Raw genomic sequence first — 19,494 nt, 5'->3', positions numbered from 1 at the left:
TGCTGACCCTGTGTCCAGCCTCTCCCTCTCTAATCCAAATTACTAGCTTGCTAGAACCTCTGACAAGGAGTCACCATGACGCCCGATCTACTCTTTAAATCACTATGGGACGATTACATTCACAGGCTTTGCCCATCGGCTGAGAAAGTTCATCATCTGCTTAAAGAAGACGAAGCCCTGATTAATGATCATATTGCACTGCGTACTTTCAATGTTGCACCGCTGGGCATTGAAACACTGGCCAAGCCTTTTCTTGAGCTAGGTTATAAAGCGTGTGGCGATTACTTGTTTGAAAGCAAGAAACTAGTGGCTAAGCACTATGAGCACCCAGACCCAAACCAACCGAAAGTGTTCATTAGTGAGTTGAAGGTAGAAGAGTGTTCAAGTGACTTACAACAGATCGTTGCTAAGTTGGTTGAGCAAGTGGACGTAAGCAAGCTTCAAGGCCATGAGTTCTTGTTTGGTGGTCGCCTTTGGGATCTGAGCTTCGCGGATTTCCAAGTGCTAGCAAAAGAGAGTGAATACGCGTCTTGGCTAGCGGCTCATGGTTACGGTGCCAACCACTTTACGGTGAGTGTGAATCAGCTTAATGAGTTCGATGAAGTACAGACTGTGAATGACTATTTGAGTGATTCAGGTTTCACTATCAATGCATCTGGCGGTCAGGTTAAAGGCTCTCCAGAGGTCTTATTAGAGCAATCATCTACAATGGCAGACAAAGTCCCAGTTTCATTTGTTGAAGGCAATGAGGTGATTCCTGGTGGCTTCTACGAGTTCGCTAAGCGTTATGCGATGGCGAATGGTGAGCTTTATACAGGATTTGTTGCAGCATCGGCTGACAAGATCTTTGAGAGCACCAACGGTTAAAGAAAGATACGAGCACGGGCTTCACCCTAAAGATGCGGGTACGCTTCGCTTTGAGAGTGTTTGCGCTTGGACGCGGGAGGTGCTCCATTCGCATCTGCTCTCTAGATCTTTAGAAAACAAAAAGCCACCAAATTTGCATTTGGTGGCTTTCAAATTTTTGGCTCAGTTAATCGAGATTAACGAGTGCCGTATACCACGATAGTTTTACCGTGTGCAGAAATTAGGTTCTGCTCTTCTAGCATCTTCAAGATACGACCTACTGTCTCACGAGAACAACCAACAATCTGGCCAATCTCTTGACGAGTGATCTTGATTTGCATGCCGTCAGGGTGAGTCATTGCATCTGGCTGTTTCGCTAGGTTAAGTAGCGTTTGAGCGATACGACCTGTTACGTCAAGGAACGCTAAGTCACCAACCTTTTGGCTAGTTACTTGTAGACGGTTTGCCATTTGCGCTGAAAGGCGCATTAGGATATCTGGGTTCACTTGGATAAGTTGACGGAATTTCTTGAAAGAAATTTCAGCCACTTCACAAGGAGATTTTGCACGAACCCATGCAGTACGCTCTTGGTCTTCTTCGAAGAGGCCAAGTTCACCAATGAAGTCACCTTGGTTTAGGTAAGAAAGAATCATTTCCTTACCTTCTTCGTCTTTGATAAGAACTGCCACAGAACCTTTAACGATGTAGTACAAGGTTTCTGCCTTTTCACCAGCATGAATCAAAGTACTTTTTGAAGGGTACTTATGAATATGACAGTGTGAAAGGAACCACTCTAATGTTGGATCGGTTTGGGGTTTACCTAGAACCATAATATCTTACTTCCTCTGCAGGGTATGCTTGCCGCTTTCCGTATTTTAGCTAAGCCTGGATTGACTTGTAGGATAAGAGCACTCGTTGAGCGCTGCAAGCTATCTTGTGTTTCGTTTAAGAATAGTATCCTTTTTCAGGTACTATTTCTTGATTTTAATCGTGACCAAGCTACGATTTTTTACGCAAAATTGTGCACATGATCACGGTATGAAAAGTAATCAACCAGAATGGTGTCTTGTTAACCTATTTTTCCGGTTTCGATGAGCTGTTGTAGGATGGGCCTTACAATGAGCTCCATAGCAAAACTCATCTTGCCGCCTGGCACCACAAGCGTGTTGTGGCGTGACATAAATGAGCCATCTATCATAGCTAGAAGGTAGGGGAAATCGACGTTTTTGATGCCACGCAAACGTATAACCACGAAGCTTTCGTCTAAACTTGGAATCCCTTTGGCGTTCAGTGGGTTCGATGTATCTACGGTTGGAACACGCTGAAAGTTGATGTGAGTACGCGAAAATTGTGGGGTGATGTAATTAAGGTAATCATCCATTGAGCGAACAATCGAGTCCATCACCGCTTCGCGAGAGTGCCCACGATCGCGTGTGTCACGAACGAATTTCTGGATCCACTCTAGGTTTACGATAGGTACCATGCCGATAAGCAGGTCGACGTGTTGCGAGACGTTAATATCGCCATCGACTACGCCACCATGAAGACCTTCGTAGAACATCACATCGGAATTTTCTGGGATCTCTTGCCATGGCGTAAAGGTGCCCGGCATTTGATTGTAAGGCACGGCTTCATCGAAGGTATGTAGGTAACTACGGACTTTACCCGTGCCTTCATTACCGTATTGACGGAAGAACTCTTCTAATGCGCCAAAATCGTTGGCTTGTGGACCAAAGTAGCTGATGTGCTTACCTTGCTCGCGAGCCTTACGGATCTCGACGTCCATCTCTGGTCGAGTGAAGCGATGGAAACTATCCCCTTCAACCCAAGCGGCCTTCACGTCCATCATATTGAACATTTTTCGGAAGGCTTCTGAGGTAGTGGTGGTGCCGGCTCCTGATGAACCCGTCACCGCAATAATTGGATGTTTAGCGGACATGACAACCCTTGTCTTTTGAGTAACTTACTTGTTAGCAATCGTTTACCACTATAACACGGCTCCTTTATGAGCGCAGCTTAGAAGCGTTTTGTGACTTGAATATCAACGGTTTCATGCAGCTCAGAAAACACGATGCTGACTTCCTTTGAGGCTAATTGATGTTTCACTTGATCAATCTTGTTTTGCAGTGAAACCTCTACGTCGCCGTAGTCTGTGCCTTCACGCAGCACGAATTCTTTAATGAGGTTTTCCAGTGTTTCTGGCGCAATGTCTTGCCATGGGATGATCATAAATACTTCTCTCTTTTATGTTCATAAATAGGTTTATTGATGTGTTGATTACTGTGTCTAGTGACGTCTACCACTCAGTCCTTAAAAAGGCTCGGCCATTATGCTGAATCTTGAATACTTTCATAGTAGGCGGGTAACGCTTCTTCTAACCAAAACCTTGGTTTGAGCGTGCTACCGGTAATGAACCCCACATGGCCGCCTTTTTGAAATAGGCGATAGTCGATGTTGTCAGGCAACACGAACTTTGGAATCACGTCGTCTGTCATAAACGGATCGTCTTTGGCATGGATGATCTGAGTCGGTAGTTTAATCTTATTAAGCTTAGGAAGCGCTGAGCACTGAGCATAGTAATCCTGAGCATTCTTGAACCCGTGCAGAGGCGCAGTAATACGTTCATCAAACTCATACAGCTTGTCTATCTTCTTAATGGTTTCGGCGGTGATACCGAGCTTTTCTTGCAGCAGCTTAATCTTTTTCAAGGCATTCGATTTGAGAGAGTTGAGCAGGTACTTTTTATAGAGCTTAGAGAAACCTCGCTCAATACGACTAGAGCAACAAGCCAGATCAAAAGGTGCAGAGACAATCGTCGCCGCCGACAGCAGTGGGTCGTCCGCGTACTCAGCCAAATAGTTCGCCAGCATGTTACCGCCCAAAGATATACCAACCGCTACCTTCGGGTTATTGGGAAACTGGGCGTGTAGATGTCTTAGGAAAAAGCGTGCATCTTCGACTTCACCTGAATGGTAAGCGCGAGCCAAGCGATTGGGCTTTCCGCTGCAGCCTCTGAAGTGCATCATCACTGATAGCCAGCCATCTTTAGCAAAGGCATTCATCAGTCCGTTGGCATAAGGGCTTTCAAAGCTTCCCTCTAAGCCATGGAATAGAATGAATATCGGCTTGTTACTTCGAGCCTCATTACTTGGGGTGTCACCCTCTGGCGATTCGCTCCAAGCAAGATCGAGAAAGTCACCGTCAGGGGTTTCTAAGGTTTGCCATTGAGGGTCAAACAATGCCTGCTTTCTAATAAATCGTGGCACTAAGGTTTGTAAGTGCGGATTAGATAAACCAGCGGCTGCGGTAAATATTGTCATAAAAACAGTCCATGCTTCTTTTATGGGCTTTGATAAAGTGTTGAGCTTTTAGCGAAACGCCCACGTTTTTATTTGAGCTTGGTTGATTCTCGGTATAAGCGCAAGGGTTTCACTGATACGGGTTACAAAAACAGGGTGTAGGTAACTGGTTGAATATTGTCGAGATTGAGCTTCAAACATATTGCCAGTCATGCGCGCCACTCCCGTGTGAAAACGAAGAGCGATACTACCAAGGTAAGCTTGGATCTTGATTGAAGATTAGAGAAAGGAAACGCGTTAGGGTTGGGGTGCTGGTTCAGAAAAAGCGTCGTAGAGGTTTTCTGCCCCTAATAAACGACAGTATTGAAAAGCGAGTGGTGATTGCTGGTTAGCCGTAAGCTGAAGAGAATTAATGCAGTCGACGAGATCAGATTGCTGTTGCTTCTCTAACTGCAGTTCAAATTGGAGAGCTTCACGGTAGAGGGAATCGACGACTTGAGGTTTGAGGTGCTTACGCAGCTCTCGATAGCTATGAAGCAGGGTTTCAGAGCGGCTTAAGCACTGTTGTACCTTGTGCCACTCTTCTTCGGCAAAAGACAATTGCTGCTCATCGAGCCATTTGAGAAGCAGCAGTAGATTGACGTTGCCGTGGAACTGGTTTTGCAAAGCTAGGCACGCATCCTTTACACCGCGCACACTGTAATACTGAAGGCTAAATTGCCATAGTCGTTCCAGTGTTAGTGATATTGGTGCGTGCTCTGGGCTCATAAGCTATCCATATCCTGTTCCATCTGCTCAAGCTCTTCTTGAGTGGACATCCAATCCATTTCAACTTCTTCTAGCTGTGACTTACTGCTCGCTTGCAGAGCGAGTACTTTATTCAGTTTAGCCTTATTTTCAGCTTCATACAGTGAAGTGTCGGATAATTCTTGCTCAGCTTCTTCGAGAGATAGCGTTAACTTATCCATCTGCTTTTCAAATTGAGTCAGCTTTTTACGAAGTGGTGCCGTCAGTTTACGGAACTCGGCTTCTTTACGTTTCTGCTCTTTTTTCGCTGCTGCACTGTTGGCGCCGTCTTTTGCTGGTGCCAATGCTTGTGCTTCTTTGCGTTCAACTTTCTGCTGTTCGGTTAGCCATTTGTAGTAATCGCTTAGGTCACCATCAAACGGTGCAACTTGACGGTCGTGTACAAGGTATAAATCATCGGTAGTCGCACGAAGTAGGTAGCGGTCGTGCGATACGATAACCATCGCGCCTTCAAACGTTTGTAGGGCGAAGGTCAACGCCTGACGCATGTCGAGATCCAAGTGGTTGGTTGGTTCATCGAGTAACAACAGGTTCGGCTTTTGCCATACCAGTAGCGCTAATACTAAACGCGCTTTTTCACCACCCGAGAATGGGGCCACCTTGTCGAGTGCTTTTTCACCTTGGAAGCCAAAGCTACCTAGGTAGTCACGTAGTTGTTGCTCGGTGTGTTTCGGTGCAATTTGCATCATGTGCTGAAGTGGCGTTTCTTCTGGATGCAGCGTCTCCAATTGATGCTGAGCGAAGTAACCCATCTTAACGCCCTGCGAATAGCTCAGCTCACCGCCTTGCTGTTTCAGTTCACCTGAAAGCAGCTTGATTAGCGTTGATTTACCAGCACCATTTCGACCAAGCAGACCAATTCGGCTACCCGGAACGAGGTTAAGGCGAATCTTTTCTAGAATCAGGTTGTCATCGTAGCCCGCCGATACCTCATCCATCATCATTATTGGGTTCGGCAGCGCGTCTGGCTCTCTAAACTCAAAGCTGAATGGATTATCAAACTGAGCGGGTAGCACTTGTTCCATTTTCTCTAGTGCTTTAATACGGCTTTGCGCTTGGCGAGCCTTTGATGCTTTGTAGCGGAAACGGTCAATGTAGCTCTGCATGTGAGACATTTGTTTCTGCTGCTTTTGGAACATTGCCTGCTGCAGGATTAACTTTTGTGCTCGTTGAGTTTCAAACGACGAGTAGTTACCTGTGTATTCATTGAGCTGCTGGTTTTCAACATGCACGATGCGGTTGACGATAGGATCTAAGAAGTCTCTATCGTGCGAGATAAGAACCAGTGTGCCTGGGTAGTTTTGTAACCAGCGCTCTAGCCACATTACTGCGTCTAAATCCAAGTGGTTGGTAGGCTCATCGAGTAGCAGTAAGTCACTGCGACATAGAAGGGCTTGCGCTAAGTTCAAACGCATACGCCAACCACCCGAGAATTGGGTTAGGTTCCATGTCATTTGCTCTTGGCGAAAGCCTAGGCCATCCAATAACTCGGCAGCACGTGCTTTGATGCTGTAACCACCAATGGTTTCAACCTTGCCGTGGATCTCTGCGACTAATGTGCCGTTGTCGGCTTGTTCCGCTTTCTCTAGTTGATCTTCAAGGCCACGGTATTCACGGTCGCCATCAATCACGTATTCAATGGCTGTTCTTTCTAATGCTGGTGTTTCTTGAGCAACCCAAGCCATTTCCCAATGAGCTGGTTTACTGAACGAGCCTGCATCAATAGACAGTTCATCCTTGATTAGGGCGAACAGCGTAGATTTACCACAGCCGTTTTTACCAACCAAACCGATCTTGTCGCCAGGATGAAAAGTCGCAGATGCTTGGTCGAGGAGTGGCTTACCACCGCGGAGCAATTGAATATCAGAGAAAGTAATCATAATTGAAATAGCATAGAAATTAGAGGTGAACAGACGCCTGCATAGTAGGCTGAAACCAGATAAAAGTCGATCACAATGCAATTTGCGTTATGATGCCAATAACATATTAATAACTTTTGCTTAAATTCTTGTGGCCTTGCCACCGTTTAGCCCTCAAAGGAATGTTTCAAAGGAATGAGTACTACTCCCTCGACAGACAAAGCCGTGCCAAAGGTGTTAATAATCTACGCACACCCAGAGCCACACAGCTCTATTGCTAATCAAATGATGGTTAAAAAGGTCGAGTCGCTCGGTCATGTCAAAATTCACGATCTCTACGCCATCTACCCAGACTTCTTTATCGATGTGCCTTATGAGCATGACTTACTCCTAGAGTACGATGTGATTGTGTTCCAGCATCCTCTGTTTATGTATTCCTGTCCTTCGTTATTGAAGGAGTGGTTTGATCGTGTGTTAGGAAAAGGATTTGCATTCGGTGAGCAGAGTGCGCTTAAAGGCAAACACTGGCGCAGCGTTATTACTACCGGTGGTAAAGAAGAGGCGTTTGGCGCCGCAGGCTATAATAAATATCCATTACAAGAGATCTTGCAACCATTCGAGTTAACCGCTGCTTTGTGTCAGATGCACTGGATATCCCCCTTAGTTTTACACTGGGCGAGAAATGTTTCGGATATGACGCTTTACCAACACGCAGAAGCGTATCGAAATTGGTTGCGAGACCCGCTACAAGATATAGGGGCGAATGATGGCTCTGACTAATGATTTTCTACAAAGTAGCGTTATATTTTTAGCGGCTGCTGTGGTTGCGGTTCCTATCGCGCAGCGAGCTGGCTTAGGTTCAGTACTCGGCTATCTATTAGCTGGCGTGGCGATTGGCCCGTGGGGGCTTGGTTTAATCAGTGATGTCGAGGCGATTCTACATTTCTCCGAATTCGGGGTGGTGCTGCTGCTTTTCTTGATTGGCTTAGAGCTTAACCCTAAAAAACTGTGGCAGATGAGGGCGCCTATTCTCGGACTCGGTGGAGCGCAAGTGCTGATCACCACCTTGATTATTACCGCTATCGCCTGTTTGTTCGGATTAACATGGCAAACCAGCCTGGTAATAGGTATGGGTTTAGCGCTGTCTTCGACAGCCATAGCCTTACGTGTTATTGAAGAGCGAGAGCTTGGCGGAAAAGAAGCGGGGCAATCCGGCTTTGCAGTACTACTTTTTCAAGATATTGCTGTTATTCCAATGCTAGCGATGTTGCCTCTACTTGCGGGTAATACGGGCGGCAGTTGGGCTGACATGTTGTGGATGCTAGGTGGTGTCATTGGCTTGCTTGTCGGTGGTCACTTCTTATTGAGACCACTGTTCCGATACGTAGTCATGAGCGGTGTGCGAGAGTTGTTCACGGTCGCGGCGCTATTATTGGTTATTGGTATTGCCGTCATCATGCAGCAGATTGGTTTGTCGATGGCATTAGGTACTTTCTTAGCGGGCGTACTTCTGGCTGAAAGTGAATATCGACATGAGCTTGAAATCGCCATAGACCCATTTAAAGGGTTACTGCTCGGCCTGTTCTTTATCTCTGTGGGTATGGCGGTGAACCTAGGTTTACTGGCAGAAAGTCCATTCGCAATATTGATCGCGGTGTCGTCTCTGGTCGTATTGAAAGGCTTAGTGCTGTATACGCTGGCTCGTATCTTCGGCACTCAAACTAAAGCGCGCAGCCGTATGGCGATGATTCTCAGCCAAGGTGGTGAATTCGCTTTCGTTATTTTTACCGCAGCGAGTGCACAAGGCATCCTAAGTGGTGACCAAGTGTCGTTCTTACTGGTTGTTGTGAGCCTTTCGATGGTGACCACGCCATTGATGCTTAAGCTGCAAGATCGTTTCTTTGCTCGTCAACTCAATCAAATCAGTGAAAGCGCAATGTCTTCGGATGTGGTCGATCGTAGCCCTCGAGTGATTATTGCGGGCTTTGGTCGTTTCGGTCAGATCATTGGGCGTCTAATGTATGCCAACAAGATTCGTATCACCGTTCTTGAAAGTGATGCCAGCCAAATCCATATCCTTAGAAAATTCGGCTACAAGGTATTCTACGGTGACTCAACTCACCTTGAACTATTACGAGCTGCGGGAGCGGATAAGGCTGAAGCCATTGTGCTGTGTACCGACTCTCCCGATGAAATCATGAAGACCGTGGATTTGTGTAAGCAGCATTTCCCGCAGTTGAAGATCTTAGCGCGTGCTCGAAGCCGTGTTGAAGCGTATCAATTACTTAACCATGGTGTAAGCAACTATTCTCGTGAAACTTTCCTTGGGGCTCTAGATTTAGGTCGTCAAACATTGACTGAACTTGGTATGCATCCATATAAAGCGAAGCGAGCAGAAGCACATTTTAGGAAATTGGATAATGGTATGCTCAAAGAGTTGCTTCCTCAGCATAGCGAAGATGCCGAGTTAGCTCAGAGAGCGAAAGAGGCTCGTAAAGAGCTTGAAGAGATCTTTGGACATGAGATGGAAAATGATCACCAATCTAGAAACTATTGGCAATAGCCTGAGCTTAGAACTTAGAACTAATCGCTTGAGCTTAGCTCTATAGTTGTTCTTAAAAACTGTAACTTAAAGAACCAATCTAATAATAAACGCGGTCTCTGCTTAGTCTCGAATAGAGCATGTGGGAAGAACTGCGAACCCAGAGTAGTAAAGGATATGAACGTGAAACAGAAAAAACGCTTTATCGCAGGGGCGAGCTGCCCAAGCTGCAAGACTCAAGACACACTCCGCTGGTGGGTTGAAAATAATATTGAGCTGGTGGAATGCGTCGATTGTGACTTCACAGAGCAGCGCAAACCGAAAACTGTAGAGAAATCTGAACACGCGAATCAAGAAATGATCGGTATTTTTAAGCCAGAATGATTGAGTTTCGTTAATTGATCCCCATAATATCCCGGTACAGAATTTTTCCTAAGCTCACTGTTCGAGCTTAGTCCAAACCTCCTTGGAGCTCTCATGAAAATTGAAAAGAACGTAGTAGTTAGTGTTGCATATCAAGTGAAACTTGAAGATGGCGTAGTAGTTGACCAATCAACTGCAGAAGCTCCACTAGATTACCTTCACGGTCACAACAACCTAATTACAGGTCTTGAAAAAGAGCTTGAAGGCAAAGTAGCTGGCGACAAGTTCTCAGCAACGGTTACTCCAGAAGACGCTTACGGCGAGCACAACGATGACTTAGTTCAACGTGTTCCTGCAGACGTATTCCAAGGTGTTGAGCAAATCGAAGTTGGCATGCGTTTCCTAGCGGATACTGACCAAGGTCCAATCCCAGTTGAAGTTACTGAAGTAGATGGCGACGAAGTTGTTGTTGATGGTAACCACATGCTAGCTGGCCAAACTCTAACGTTTGACGTTGAAGTTGTAGCCGTTCGTGAAGCGACTGAAGAAGAAGTTCAACACGGTCACGTACACCAAGAAGGCGGCTGTGGTAGCCACGGTCACGACCATGATCATGACCACGAAGGCGGTTGCTGTGGTGGCGAAGGCCATGACCACGCTGAAGAGAAAAAAGACGGCTGCTGCGGCGGCGGTAGCTGTGGTTCTCACTAATACCGAATTAGCGGTTTAGTTTAAGAATACTGAAAGCCTCCCTTGCGGAGGCTTTCTTCGTTTAGAAGTCTCGCTTTTTGAGCTGACTTTTAGTCTAGTGCAAATCTAAGTGTCCGCAAATCTAAGCATTCGTAAAGAGTTTGGTTTTCCCTATCAGACATCAAACCATGGATGTGGTATTGATAGCACAACATTATAAGACGACGTCAGTGGAGAGTTTGCATGTCACAGCCTTTTTCAATTGCCATTCATGGTGGCGCAGGAACTATCTTGCGAGAGCAAATGAGCGATGAATTAAAAACGGGTATTACCGAGGCTTTGGAGAAGTCGGTTTTGGCTGGCTATCAAGTTTTGCAATCGGGTGGCGATGCGTTGGATGCGGTGGTTGCGTCAGTCAAGGTGATGGAAGACAGCCCGCATTTTAATGCCGGTAAAGGCTCTGTTTTAACTCATGATGAATTTGTTGAGATGGATGCTTCTGTGATGCACGGTCGCGAAATGGATGCGGGTGCTATTGCCGGTGTCCGCCATATCAAAAACCCCATTGAGCTGGCGCGTGATGTGATGCTTAAAAGCGATCATGTGCTGTTGATTGGTGAAGGCGCAGAGAAGTTTGCGTTTGAGCATGAGTATATCTTCACCGAGCAAGATTACTTCTTTACTGAGCGTCGTTATGACCAACTTCAATCGATGAAAGAGAAAGGCATCTTTGCGCTGTCTGAAGCGAAATATGATGAACAACAAGTTCAAAAATACCCAGATGATAAGAAATACGGCACGGTTGGCGCAGTAGCATTAGACCAAGCCGGTAACTTAGCTGCAGCAACCAGTACCGGTGGCGTAACCAATAAAAAATACGGTCGTGTGGGAGATTCTCCAATCATCGGTGCAGGCACTGTTGCTGAAAATGGCAACGTGGCCGTATCAACGACAGGAATGGGCGAGTTCTTTCTACGTAAAATGGTTGCCAGTGATGTAGCAGCACGAATGCGTTATCTCAAAGAAGATGTACACACGGCTTGTGAAACGATCATTCAAGGTGAATTGAAAACCATGGGCGGAGAAGGTGGCTTGATTGCTATTGATGGCCAAGGTGATATCCACTTCGGTATGAACAGTTCAGGGATGTATCGTGCGAGTGTTGATACGAACGGTTGCGTGGAAGTGAAGATTTATGCCGATGACTAAGATTGTATTGGCTTAATTGGCTTTAGCTTATTCACTCAGGTGAAATAAACAAAAGGGCGGCAGATGAGTATCTGTCGCCCTTTTGTTTGCAGATTTCTAGCGATACATGTCACTAGAATCAATTCGTCATTTTGAACGGCGCTTAATAGTGTGGAGGTGGCGTCTCTTCTGATGCGTCAGCGAGGTTTGAGCCATCCATATTTTTCACTTTACCCACAACGAACTTCATTTGGTCTTGCATTCTCGTGATCAACATCTGTTGTTGGCTAAGCGCTTCATTGAGTTCTTCAATGGTCTGTTCTTGGAAAGCCAACTGACATTCTAGGTCATTCACGCGGCTTTCTAGTTGTTCAATTCGCTTTTCTGTCATCGTTCTTAATCCACATTCCAAGCTTGGGCGATGCCCGCAGAGGTGCCCGATATCACACGGTTCTTTTCATCAAAGGCTGCATCATACACTACCGCACGGGGAGGGCGAGCATCTTTTAATGGCTCGGCATCGTGACGAGAAATTCGTTTTCCATCTTGAGTATTCCACACACTCACTTGGCTGGATGGCGTACCCGTCACCAACATACTGCCGTCGTCAGAAAAGCGAGCACTAGAGAATATCAGCTGTCGAGACCAGCTCTGCAACTGCGCTTGAGGTTCACCTGTTTCCAAATCCCAGATCATCGCTTGGTTGCCGCCATCGGAAGTAAAAGCCAATTCTCCATCCCGTTGTAGTGCAACTCGTACTACTCTTTGTTCATGCTCGAAGGTACGTAACACCAAGCCTGATTCGGTATCCCAAAGGTAAGCTTTGTAGTCGTTGCCGCCTGATAATGCGTAGCGGCCATTAGAAGAGAGGGAGACTGAATTAACTTTTTCTCGGTGAGCAAGGAACTCAAGACGGCGTCCGGTGACTAAGTCCACATAGATAGCTTTGCCATTAGACAGGCCAAGTAAGACTTTTTCACCATTGCTGGATATATCGACATCACGAATTAGGCCATCGGAAATAGACCAAAGCCCTTCAGCTTGAGTCCAAGATAAGTCCCAAACGGCGAAATTCATCTGGCTGGCGGTAATGGCGAAGCGGCCGTTGTCCGAGATGCGGATACGCGATACTTGGTTTTCTGATTGATCTTGCGGGCCGAGTTGAGCGAGTTCTTTATCTTGGACGAGGTCCCAGAGTAACAGTTGTTTTTGCTGAGAGTAGAGCAGGGCGAAGCGTCCATCTCTGCTTAGTGCAAAGCTGGTGGCACCATTGGGTTCAATTTCCCAACGTTGCTCATCATCTTGAAAGAAAAAGCAACCATTTAACAAGGTGATGACAATCGTACATAGCAATGAGTGGAAAAATATTCGCATCACATCTAATAATCCGGTTTGTGTCGAAAGACATATGACTAGTATATTGTTATAACTAACGTATTCACACCAATCTAATCATTAGATTTGTGCACAATAACCAATGGCTTGGCCATTAATTGGAGAATTCAATGAAATCAGTTTTAAAAGTATCACTGCTTGCCGCAACGGTTATGCTAGCAGTTGGTTGTCAGAAAGAAGAACCAAAGGCAGAAGCTCCACAGGTAGAAGAAGCTAAAGTTGCAGCAGTAAACTTTAAAACAGAAGATGACAAAGCGGCATACGCAATCGGTGTATCTTTCGCGAACTACCTAAGCACAAGCATTGATAAGCCAAGCGAGCTAGGCATTAACCTAGACAAGGATATGGTTCTTCAAGGTATCGAAGACGTATTCGCAGAGAAAACAGCACTTAACGAAGAAGAAACTCGCGCAGCTCTTGAAGCTCTAGACAAGCGTGTTGCTGAAACAATGCAAGCACAAGCGGCAGAAAAATCTGCAGAAGTGAAGAAAGCCGGTGATGATTTCCGTGCTGAGTTCGCTAAAACTGAAGGCGTTAAGCAAACTGAATCTGGTCTACTTTACCAAGTAATGACGGCTGGTGAAGGTGCTTCTCCAAAAGACACTGATACCGTTCAAGTACACTACAAAGGTACGCTAACAGACGGTACTCAGTTCGACAGCTCTTACGATCGTGGCGAACCAGCAACATTCCCACTAAACCGCGTAATCCCAGGCTGGACTGAAGGCGTACAACTGATGCAAGTTGGTTCTAAGTACAAATTCGTAATCCCGCCAGAGCTAGCATACGGTGAGCAAGACACACCGACTATCCCTGCTAACTCAACGCTAGTATTCGAAGTTGAACTACTTAAAATTGATAACGCTGAAGCGGCTCCTGCTCAGTAATATCAGCTAAAAGTTTTATTCTAAAATACGTTGATTGAACAAAAAGCCTAACTTTGAGTTAGGCTTTTTTTATGATTTGAAGGTGAGTATTTGATTTTTAAACTTGTTCTAAATCACTAGTTGCAATGTTAGCTAGGTGTGCAATTAAAATTTTCTGATAAACTTACATAAATTTGTTGATTTTTCACACGAAGGTAAGGAATAAGTGACTACTACAGAAACAGTCAATGCAGATGTGTTACTTGAAATGGAATCAGTCCACGTTATGCCATTCAGTGAACACGATAAAATCATTCTAAGATCTTATGAGGCCGTGGTTGACGGTATTGCGAGTCTTATCGGTCCGTTTTGTGAAATCGTTTTACACTCTTTAGAAGACCTCAATACTTCTGCGATTAAAATTGCCAACGGCGAAAATACAGGTCGTCAGGTTGGTTCGCCGATCACCGATCTCGCATTGAAGATGCTGAAAGATATTGAAGGTTCTAAGCGTAACTTCTCACGTTCATACTTTACTCGCGCTAAAGGCGGAGTATTGATGAAGTCGATCACGGTTGCTATCCGCAATGGTGAAGACCGAGTGATTGGTTTGTTGTGTATTAACGTAAACTTAGATGCGCCATTCTCACAAGTACTGCAATCTTTCATGCCTACCCAAGATGCGGACGAAGCAGCATCATCAGTAAACTTTGCGAGTGATGTGGAAGAGCTTGTCGACCAGACGGTTGAACGCACCATTGAAGAAATCAATGCCGACAAATCAGTATCGAACAATACTAAGAACCGTCAAATCGTGATGGAGCTTTACGACAAAGGTATTTTCGATATCAAAGATGCGATTAACCGTGTTGCCGAGCGATTGAACATCTCTAAGCACACCGTATACCTATACATCCGCCAACGTAAAACAGAGGATGAAGAGGGTTGTTAAGCTATACACTTTTAGTGAATGGACCGGTCTACGGTTCACAATCGGCAAGAAGTGCTTACCAGTTTGCTGTGGCTCTTATTAATCAGGGCCACAAACTTCACAGTGTATTCTTCTATCAAGATGGCGTCAGTAATGGCTCTGGCATTACTGTGCCTGCTAATGATGAATTCGACTTGGCTTCCGCTTGGCAAAAACTGGCGGATGAGCACAATGTTAGCCTTGAAACGTGTGTGGCTGCTGCGCTTAGACGCGGAGTGATCAGCACGGATGAAGCAACGCAACATCAATTGAGTGCATCTAACTTGGCGGCTGGGTTTACCCAAGCTGGGTTAGGGAGCTTATCTGAAGCACTTTTGACGCAAGATAGGGTTGTACAGTTTTGAGTAAATTGGCCTTTGTATTTAACACTTTTCCTCATACGACGGCTGCGGGCAGGGAAGGGCTAGACGCACTGCTAGCGGCTTCAGCCTATAGTGAAGACATTACCGTGTTCTTTGTCGGTAATGGCGTTACACAGCTTCTCAAGGCTCAACAGCCTGATGAATCCCTATCACGTGACTATATTTCTGCATTCAAGCTTATGGACCTCTACGACATTGAGCAGGTTTACGTATGTCAACATAGCCTCAATCAGTTTGGTCTTTCGACCGATAACTTACTGATCGATGTGACTGCGCTAGAAGTGAATGAGTTGACGCAGAAGTTAGTTCAGAGCCAAAAAATACTGACTTTCTAGGGAACGTTATGCTTCATATTGTAAAATCAGTAGACAAACTCAAGCTTGCATTGGCGTACTCGCAACAAAAGGATCACATCCTTTTGGTTGAAGATGCGGTGTATGTTTGCCTTCCAAATCATGAGTTATTCAATCAAATCTCAAATGTTGATCATGTGTCGGTATTAAAAACAGATCTCGATAGCCGAGGTTTACAACAACTTGCTTCAAGCACTCTGGAACAAGTGGACTTCGACGGATTCGTCAAACTGACGGTTTTGAACGACAAATCAGTAACTTGGTAGCTGCGTTTTATCAGTATGGTTAAAAAAAGACCATCCTGAGCTCTAGACGGCTAAAAAAAATCTGTATATTTCTTGACACACATCCCACTGCTGAATAGAATTTTGCGTCCCTATTTACACTATGTGTAATAGGGCTAGATTTTTCATCAAGCTTACTTTCAAGTAAATCAGGAGCTAGTTAATGGCAACTATTAACCAGTTGGTACGTACTCCTCGTGTAAAGCAGGTTGTTAAAAGCAACGTGCCTGCACTAGAAGCGTGCCCACAAAAACGTGGTGTATGTACTCGCGTATATACTACTACTCCAAAAAAACCGAACTCAGCACTACGTAAAGTATGTCGTGTTCGTCTAACTAACGGCTTTGAAGTTACTTCATACATCGGCGGCGAAGGTCATAACCTTCAAGAACACAGTGTTGTTCTTATCCGTGGTGGTCGTGTTAAAGATTTACCAGGTGTGCGTTACCACACTGTTCGCGGTGCACTTGACTGTGCAGGCGTTAACGACCGTAAGAAAGGTCGTTCTAAGTATGGTGTGAAACGTCCTAAGTCTTAATGCGTCTTTTTTAAAAAGAAAGCGTTAAGTAAGGCCAAACACTATTTATTTATTATTCTGAAAAGTTTTGGAAAAAACCTGAAGAAGACAACGGAGAAATTCCATGCCACGTCGTCGCGTAATAGGCCAGCGTAAGATCCTTCCAGATCCTAAGTTCAAATCTGAACTGCTGGCAAAATTCGTTAACATCCTTATGGTTGACGGAAAAAAATCTACTGCAGAGAAGATTGTTTACACTGCACTAGAAACTATGGCTGAGAAATCTGGTAAAGATCACTTAGCTGTATTTGAAGAAGCTCTTGAAAATGTTCGCCCAGCGGTAGAAGTTAAATCTCGCCGTGTGGGTGGTTCAACTTACCAAGTACCTGTAGAAGTTCGTCCGGTTCGCCGTAACGCTCTTGCTATGCGTTGGGTAGTTGAAGCTGCGCGTAAGCGTGGTGAAAAATCTATGGCTCAACGCCTAGCTGCTGAAATGCTAGACGCGTCTGAGAACAAAGGTACTGCGGTTAAGAAACGTGAAGACGTTCACCGCATGGCTGACGCAAACAAAGCGTTCGCACATTACCGCTGGTAATACCTTTTTAGTGCTGCAAGGTTCCTTGCAGCACTTCTTTAGTTCCTATGCTTATGCTAGGAACTATTGCTATTTCTAGGGCAAGCACTTTTTAGCGAAGCATCGCTTTTAACGCATAATCTAGACATAGCAATAGTCCCTAAGTCTCTAATAAGAGGATTCAACCGTGGCTCGTAAAACTCCTATAGAGCAATACCGTAATATCGGTATCGTTGCTCACGTAGATGCAGGTAAAACAACCACAAGTGAACGTATTCTGTTCTATACCGGTCTTTCTCACAAAATCGGCGAAGTTCACGATGGTGCAGCAACCATGGACTGGATGGAGCAAGAGCAAGAGCGCGGTATTACGATCACTTCAGCAGCAACGACTACGTTTTGGCGTGGTATGGAAGCTCAGTTCTCGGACCACCGTATCAACATCATCGACACTCCTGGACACGTTGACTTCACAATCGAAGTAGAACGTTCTCTGCGTGTACTTGATGGTGCAGTTGTTGTTTTCTGTGGCTCGTCTGGTGTTGAACCTCAGTCAGAGACAGTATGGCGTCAAGCTGATAAGTACCAAGTTCCGCGTATGGTTTTCGTTAACAAAATGGACCGTACAGGCGCAGATTTCTTGCGCGTAGTTGAACAGATCAAGGACCGCCTAGGCGCAACTCCTGTTCCAATTCAACTGAACATTGGTGCTGAAGAAAACTTCCAAGGTGTTGTCGATCTTATCAAGATGAAGGCAATTAACTGGAACGACGCTGACCAGGGCATGACTTTCACGTACGAAGATATTCCTGCAGACATGCAAGAAATGGCTGAAGAATATCGTACCGAACTTGTTGAAGCTGCTGCGGAAGCAAATGAAGAGCTGATGGATAAGTACCTTGAAGAAGGTGAATTAACAGAAGCTGAAATCAAGCAAGGTCTTCGTATTCGTACCCTTAATAATGAAATCGTACTTGCCACTTGTGGTAGTGCATTCAAAAACAAAGGTGTACAAGCTGTTCTAGATGCAGTGGTTGATTTCCTTCCTTCTCCAGTCGATGTACCGGCAATTAAAGGTGTTGATGACGACGAGAATGAAATTGAGCGTCACGCGGACGACAAAGAACCGTTCTCAGCGCTAGCATTTAAAATTGCAACAGACCCATTTGTTGGTACTTTAACTTTCATCCGTGTTTACTCTGGAGTTGTTGAAAGCGGTAAAACAGCTTACAACTCTGTGAAGAAACAACGTGAACGTTTAGGGCGCATTGTTCAAATGCACTCAAACAAACGTGAAGAAGTAAAAGAAGTACGAGCAGGTGACATCGCAGCCATTATCGGCCTTAAAGATGTTACTACTGGTGAAACTCTATGTGATCAGAACCATAAAATCGTTCTTGAGCGTATGGAATTCCCAGATCCAGTTATTCAGATCGTTGTAGAGCCTCGCTCTCAAGCTGATCAAGATAAAATGACTATCGCTCTAGGTAAACTAGCAGCAGAAGACCCATCATTCCGCGTTGATATGGATGCGGAAACTGGCCAGACACTAATTTCTGGTATGGGCGAACTACACTTAGATATCATCGTTGACCGTATGAAGCGTGAATTTAACGTCAACTGCAACGTTGGTAACCCGCAAGTAGCTTATCGTGAAACGATTCGCGGTACTGCGAAAGCGGAAGGTAAATTTATCCGTGAGCATGGTGGTAAAGGTCAGTACGGTCACGTGTGGCTAAAACTTGAACCATCAGAAGCTGGCGAAGGCTTTGTCTTCGTTGATGAAATTGCCAACGGTATCGTACCTAAAGAGTTTATCGCTTCAGTCGCTAAAGGCATTGAAGAGCAGATGAACAATGGTGTACTTGCTGGCTATCCAGTTTTGGATATCAAAGCTACACTATATGATGGTTCTTACCATGAAGTAGATTCAAGTGAGATGGCGTTTACAATCGCTGCCTCTATGGCTTTCAGATCGGGTGCACTTGAAGCGCAACCGGTTCTGCTTGAGCCTATGATGAAAGTTGAAGTAACTACTCCAGAAGACTGGATGGGTGACGTTGTTGGCGATATTAACCGTCGTCGCGGCATCATCGAAGGTATGGACGAGGGGACAGCTGGCCTGAAGATAATTCGTGCACAAGTTCCGTTGTCTGTCATGTTCGGTTACGCAACTGATTTACGTTCTGCGACACAAGGCCGTGCTTCTTACTCTATGGAGTTTAGTGAGTACGCTGAAGTGCCTAACAATGTTGCAAAAGCAATCATTGCAGAGCGTGGTTAAACAAAAGGGACGCATTTTTTTCATTTTTTGAAAGATCAATGCGTCCAAATATTGCGCTAACGAGAGTTGGCGCATAAAATAGCAATTTCTGGCGCGTCTCGCTCAATAATGAACGTGGCGAATCATAACTAGGAAGGAACACGATTGTGTCTAAAGAAAAATTTGAACGTACGAAACCGCACGTAAACGTTGGTACTATCGGCCACGTTGACCACGGTAAAACAACTCTAACTGCTGCTATCTGTACTACACTTGCAAAAGTGTACGGCGGTGT

At 45.3% G+C, this 19,494-nt stretch carries 23 protein-coding genes; 15 read left to right on the top strand and 8 right to left on the bottom strand.

The window, feature by feature from the left end; translation table 11 throughout:
• Positions 1–75 precede the first annotated feature (75 nt).
• A complete protein-coding gene (locus L3V35_RS21960; protein ID WP_171308874.1) occupies positions 76–867 on the top strand; it encodes a DUF1338 domain-containing protein in 792 nt (263 codons plus the stop codon).
• 176 nt (positions 868–1,043) lie between these two features.
• Here L3V35_RS21960 and crp read toward each other — a convergent pair whose 3' ends face one another.
• The 6 genes from crp to L3V35_RS21930 all read right to left on the bottom strand — a co-directional run bounded on the left by crp (position 1,044) and on the right by L3V35_RS21930 (position 6,832).
• The gene (gene crp, locus L3V35_RS21955; protein WP_004729651.1) at positions 1,044–1,676 is read right to left on the bottom strand and encodes a cAMP-activated global transcriptional regulator CRP; all 633 of its coding nucleotides are present in this window, start codon (positions 1,674–1,676) and stop codon (positions 1,044–1,046) included.
• 239 nt (positions 1,677–1,915) lie between these two features.
• Entirely contained in the window at positions 1,916–2,785 is an 870-nt protein-coding gene (locus tag L3V35_RS21950) for a phosphoribulokinase (RefSeq protein WP_004729650.1), read from the bottom strand.
• A gap of 77 nt (positions 2,786–2,862) precedes the next feature.
• On the bottom strand, positions 2,863–3,075 hold the full coding sequence (locus L3V35_RS21945) for a YheU family protein (RefSeq protein ID WP_004729649.1): 213 nt from the start codon (positions 3,073–3,075) through the stop codon (positions 2,863–2,865).
• 98 nt (positions 3,076–3,173) lie between these two features.
• On the bottom strand, positions 3,174–4,166 hold the full coding sequence (locus L3V35_RS21940; protein WP_237300664.1) for a hydrolase: 993 nt from the start codon (positions 4,164–4,166) through the stop codon (positions 3,174–3,176).
• A gap of 276 nt (positions 4,167–4,442) precedes the next feature.
• Complete coding sequence (locus L3V35_RS21935; protein WP_004729647.1) at positions 4,443–4,913, bottom strand: TIGR02444 family protein; 471 nt, start codon at positions 4,911–4,913, stop codon at positions 4,443–4,445.
• Positions 4,910–6,832, bottom strand: coding sequence for an ABC transporter ATP-binding protein (locus L3V35_RS21930; protein ID WP_171316612.1), 1,923 nt, complete (start codon positions 6,830–6,832; stop codon positions 4,910–4,912). The genes L3V35_RS21935 and L3V35_RS21930 overlap by 4 nt, the downstream gene beginning before the upstream one ends.
• A 174-nt stretch (positions 6,833–7,006) precedes the next feature.
• On the opposite strand from L3V35_RS21930, the gene kefG reads away from it, so the two are divergent.
• The 5 genes from kefG to L3V35_RS21905 all read left to right on the top strand — a co-directional run bounded on the left by kefG (position 7,007) and on the right by L3V35_RS21905 (position 11,615).
• The gene (gene kefG, locus L3V35_RS21925) at positions 7,007–7,591 is read left to right on the top strand and encodes a glutathione-regulated potassium-efflux system ancillary protein KefG (protein WP_237300663.1); all 585 of its coding nucleotides are present in this window, start codon (positions 7,007–7,009) and stop codon (positions 7,589–7,591) included.
• A complete protein-coding gene (kefB, locus tag L3V35_RS21920) occupies positions 7,578–9,374 on the top strand; it encodes a glutathione-regulated potassium-efflux system protein KefB (protein ID WP_004729644.1) in 1,797 nt (598 codons plus the stop codon). The genes kefG and kefB overlap by 14 nt, the downstream gene beginning before the upstream one ends.
• Before the next feature lie 162 nt (positions 9,375–9,536).
• On the top strand, positions 9,537–9,737 hold the full coding sequence (locus tag L3V35_RS21915; protein ID WP_086048637.1) for a YheV family putative zinc ribbon protein: 201 nt from the start codon (positions 9,537–9,539) through the stop codon (positions 9,735–9,737).
• Positions 9,738–9,830: 93 nt separating this feature from the next.
• Positions 9,831–10,427 (top strand): peptidylprolyl isomerase, encoded by a 597-nt coding sequence (gene slyD, locus L3V35_RS21910; RefSeq protein ID WP_017083786.1) that lies wholly within the window; start codon positions 9,831–9,833, stop codon positions 10,425–10,427.
• 222 nt (positions 10,428–10,649) lie between these two features.
• Positions 10,650–11,615, top strand: a complete 966-nt coding sequence (locus tag L3V35_RS21905) for an isoaspartyl peptidase/L-asparaginase (RefSeq protein WP_146456893.1) — start codon at positions 10,650–10,652, stop codon at positions 11,613–11,615.
• 142 nt (positions 11,616–11,757) lie between these two features.
• On the opposite strand, the gene L3V35_RS21900 is transcribed toward L3V35_RS21905, so the two are convergent.
• Both L3V35_RS21900 and L3V35_RS21895 read right to left on the bottom strand, forming a co-directional pair.
• Positions 11,758–11,985 carry a SlyX family protein gene (locus L3V35_RS21900; RefSeq protein WP_004729640.1) on the bottom strand — a complete coding sequence of 76 codons (228 nt, stop codon included), beginning with the start codon at positions 11,983–11,985 and terminating at the stop codon, positions 11,758–11,760.
• A 5-nt stretch (positions 11,986–11,990) separates the two neighbouring features.
• Positions 11,991–12,968 (bottom strand): PQQ-binding-like beta-propeller repeat protein, encoded by a 978-nt coding sequence (locus tag L3V35_RS21895; RefSeq protein WP_029224574.1) that lies wholly within the window; start codon positions 12,966–12,968, stop codon positions 11,991–11,993.
• A gap of 131 nt (positions 12,969–13,099) precedes the next feature.
• Here L3V35_RS21895 and fkpA point away from each other — a divergent pair, with 131 nt between their 5' ends.
• The 9 genes from fkpA to L3V35_RS21850 all read left to right on the top strand — a co-directional run.
• Entirely contained in the window at positions 13,100–13,876 is a 777-nt protein-coding gene (fkpA, locus tag L3V35_RS21890) for an FKBP-type peptidyl-prolyl cis-trans isomerase (RefSeq protein WP_004729852.1), read from the top strand.
• Between the two features lie 205 nt (positions 13,877–14,081).
• Positions 14,082–14,807: a transcriptional regulator gene (locus L3V35_RS21885; protein WP_004729851.1), complete on the top strand. Its 726-nt coding sequence runs from the start codon at positions 14,082–14,084 to the stop codon at positions 14,805–14,807.
• Positions 14,801–15,190: a sulfurtransferase complex subunit TusD gene (gene tusD / locus L3V35_RS21880; protein WP_054548206.1), complete on the top strand. Its 390-nt coding sequence runs from the start codon at positions 14,801–14,803 to the stop codon at positions 15,188–15,190. Before L3V35_RS21885 ends, tusD begins: the two co-directional genes overlap by 7 nt.
• On the top strand, positions 15,187–15,543 hold the full coding sequence (gene tusC, locus L3V35_RS21875) for a sulfurtransferase complex subunit TusC (protein WP_114634059.1): 357 nt from the start codon (positions 15,187–15,189) through the stop codon (positions 15,541–15,543). The genes tusD and tusC overlap by 4 nt, the downstream gene beginning before the upstream one ends.
• A gap of 8 nt (positions 15,544–15,551) precedes the next feature.
• A complete protein-coding gene (gene tusB / locus L3V35_RS21870) occupies positions 15,552–15,827 on the top strand; it encodes a sulfurtransferase complex subunit TusB (protein ID WP_114634058.1) in 276 nt (91 codons plus the stop codon).
• A 181-nt stretch (positions 15,828–16,008) separates the two neighbouring features.
• Positions 16,009–16,383 (top strand): 30S ribosomal protein S12, encoded by a 375-nt coding sequence (gene rpsL / locus L3V35_RS21865; protein ID WP_012604917.1) that lies wholly within the window; start codon positions 16,009–16,011, stop codon positions 16,381–16,383.
• A gap of 103 nt (positions 16,384–16,486) precedes the next feature.
• Positions 16,487–16,957: a 30S ribosomal protein S7 gene (gene rpsG / locus L3V35_RS21860; RefSeq protein WP_017073678.1), complete on the top strand. Its 471-nt coding sequence runs from the start codon at positions 16,487–16,489 to the stop codon at positions 16,955–16,957.
• A gap of 166 nt (positions 16,958–17,123) precedes the next feature.
• Entirely contained in the window at positions 17,124–19,220 is a 2,097-nt protein-coding gene (gene fusA / locus L3V35_RS21855; RefSeq protein WP_065207392.1) for an elongation factor G, read from the top strand.
• 146 nt (positions 19,221–19,366) lie between these two features.
• Positions 19,367–19,494 (top strand): GTP-binding protein (locus L3V35_RS21850; protein ID WP_227484038.1); only part of this gene is annotated, 128 nt, incomplete at its 3' end.

This window comes from Vibrio sp. L5-1 (assembly GCF_021728315.1).
GTDB classification, from domain to species: Bacteria; Pseudomonadota; Gammaproteobacteria; order Enterobacterales; family Vibrionaceae; genus Vibrio; species Vibrio splendidus_K.
This window is presented reverse-complemented; position numbering and strand designations above follow the sequence as displayed.

Bases quoted from the DNA above. Each gene is read 5' to 3' on its own strand.
- L3V35_RS21960 (WP_171308874.1), top strand. From the start codon at position 76: ATGACGCCCGATCTACTCTTTAAATCACTATGGGACGATTACATTCAC.
- crp (WP_004729651.1), bottom strand. From the start codon at position 1,676: ATGGTTCTAGGTAAACCCCAAACCGATCCAACATTAGAGTGGTTCCTT.
- L3V35_RS21950 (WP_004729650.1), bottom strand. From the start codon at position 2,785: ATGTCCGCTAAACATCCAATTATTGCGGTGACGGGTTCATCAGGAGCC.
- L3V35_RS21945 (WP_004729649.1), bottom strand. From the start codon at position 3,075: ATGATCATCCCATGGCAAGACATTGCGCCAGAAACACTGGAAAACCTC.
- L3V35_RS21940 (WP_237300664.1), bottom strand. From the start codon at position 4,166: ATGACAATATTTACCGCAGCCGCTGGTTTATCTAATCCGCACTTACAA.
- L3V35_RS21935 (WP_004729647.1), bottom strand. From the start codon at position 4,913: ATGAGCCCAGAGCACGCACCAATATCACTAACACTGGAACGACTATGG.
- L3V35_RS21930 (WP_171316612.1), bottom strand. From the start codon at position 6,832: ATGATTACTTTCTCTGATATTCAATTGCTCCGCGGTGGTAAGCCACTC.
- kefG (WP_237300663.1), top strand. From the start codon at position 7,007: ATGAGTACTACTCCCTCGACAGACAAAGCCGTGCCAAAGGTGTTAATA.
- kefB (WP_004729644.1), top strand. From the start codon at position 7,578: ATGGCTCTGACTAATGATTTTCTACAAAGTAGCGTTATATTTTTAGCG.
- slyD (WP_017083786.1), top strand. From the start codon at position 9,831: ATGAAAATTGAAAAGAACGTAGTAGTTAGTGTTGCATATCAAGTGAAA.
- L3V35_RS21905 (WP_146456893.1), top strand. From the start codon at position 10,650: ATGTCACAGCCTTTTTCAATTGCCATTCATGGTGGCGCAGGAACTATC.
- L3V35_RS21900 (WP_004729640.1), bottom strand. From the start codon at position 11,985: ATGACAGAAAAGCGAATTGAACAACTAGAAAGCCGCGTGAATGACCTA.
- L3V35_RS21895 (WP_029224574.1), bottom strand. From the start codon at position 12,968: ATGCGAATATTTTTCCACTCATTGCTATGTACGATTGTCATCACCTTG.
- fkpA (WP_004729852.1), top strand. From the start codon at position 13,100: ATGAAATCAGTTTTAAAAGTATCACTGCTTGCCGCAACGGTTATGCTA.
- tusB (WP_114634058.1), top strand. From the start codon at position 15,552: ATGCTTCATATTGTAAAATCAGTAGACAAACTCAAGCTTGCATTGGCG.
- rpsL (WP_012604917.1), top strand. From the start codon at position 16,009: ATGGCAACTATTAACCAGTTGGTACGTACTCCTCGTGTAAAGCAGGTT.
- rpsG (WP_017073678.1), top strand. From the start codon at position 16,487: ATGCCACGTCGTCGCGTAATAGGCCAGCGTAAGATCCTTCCAGATCCT.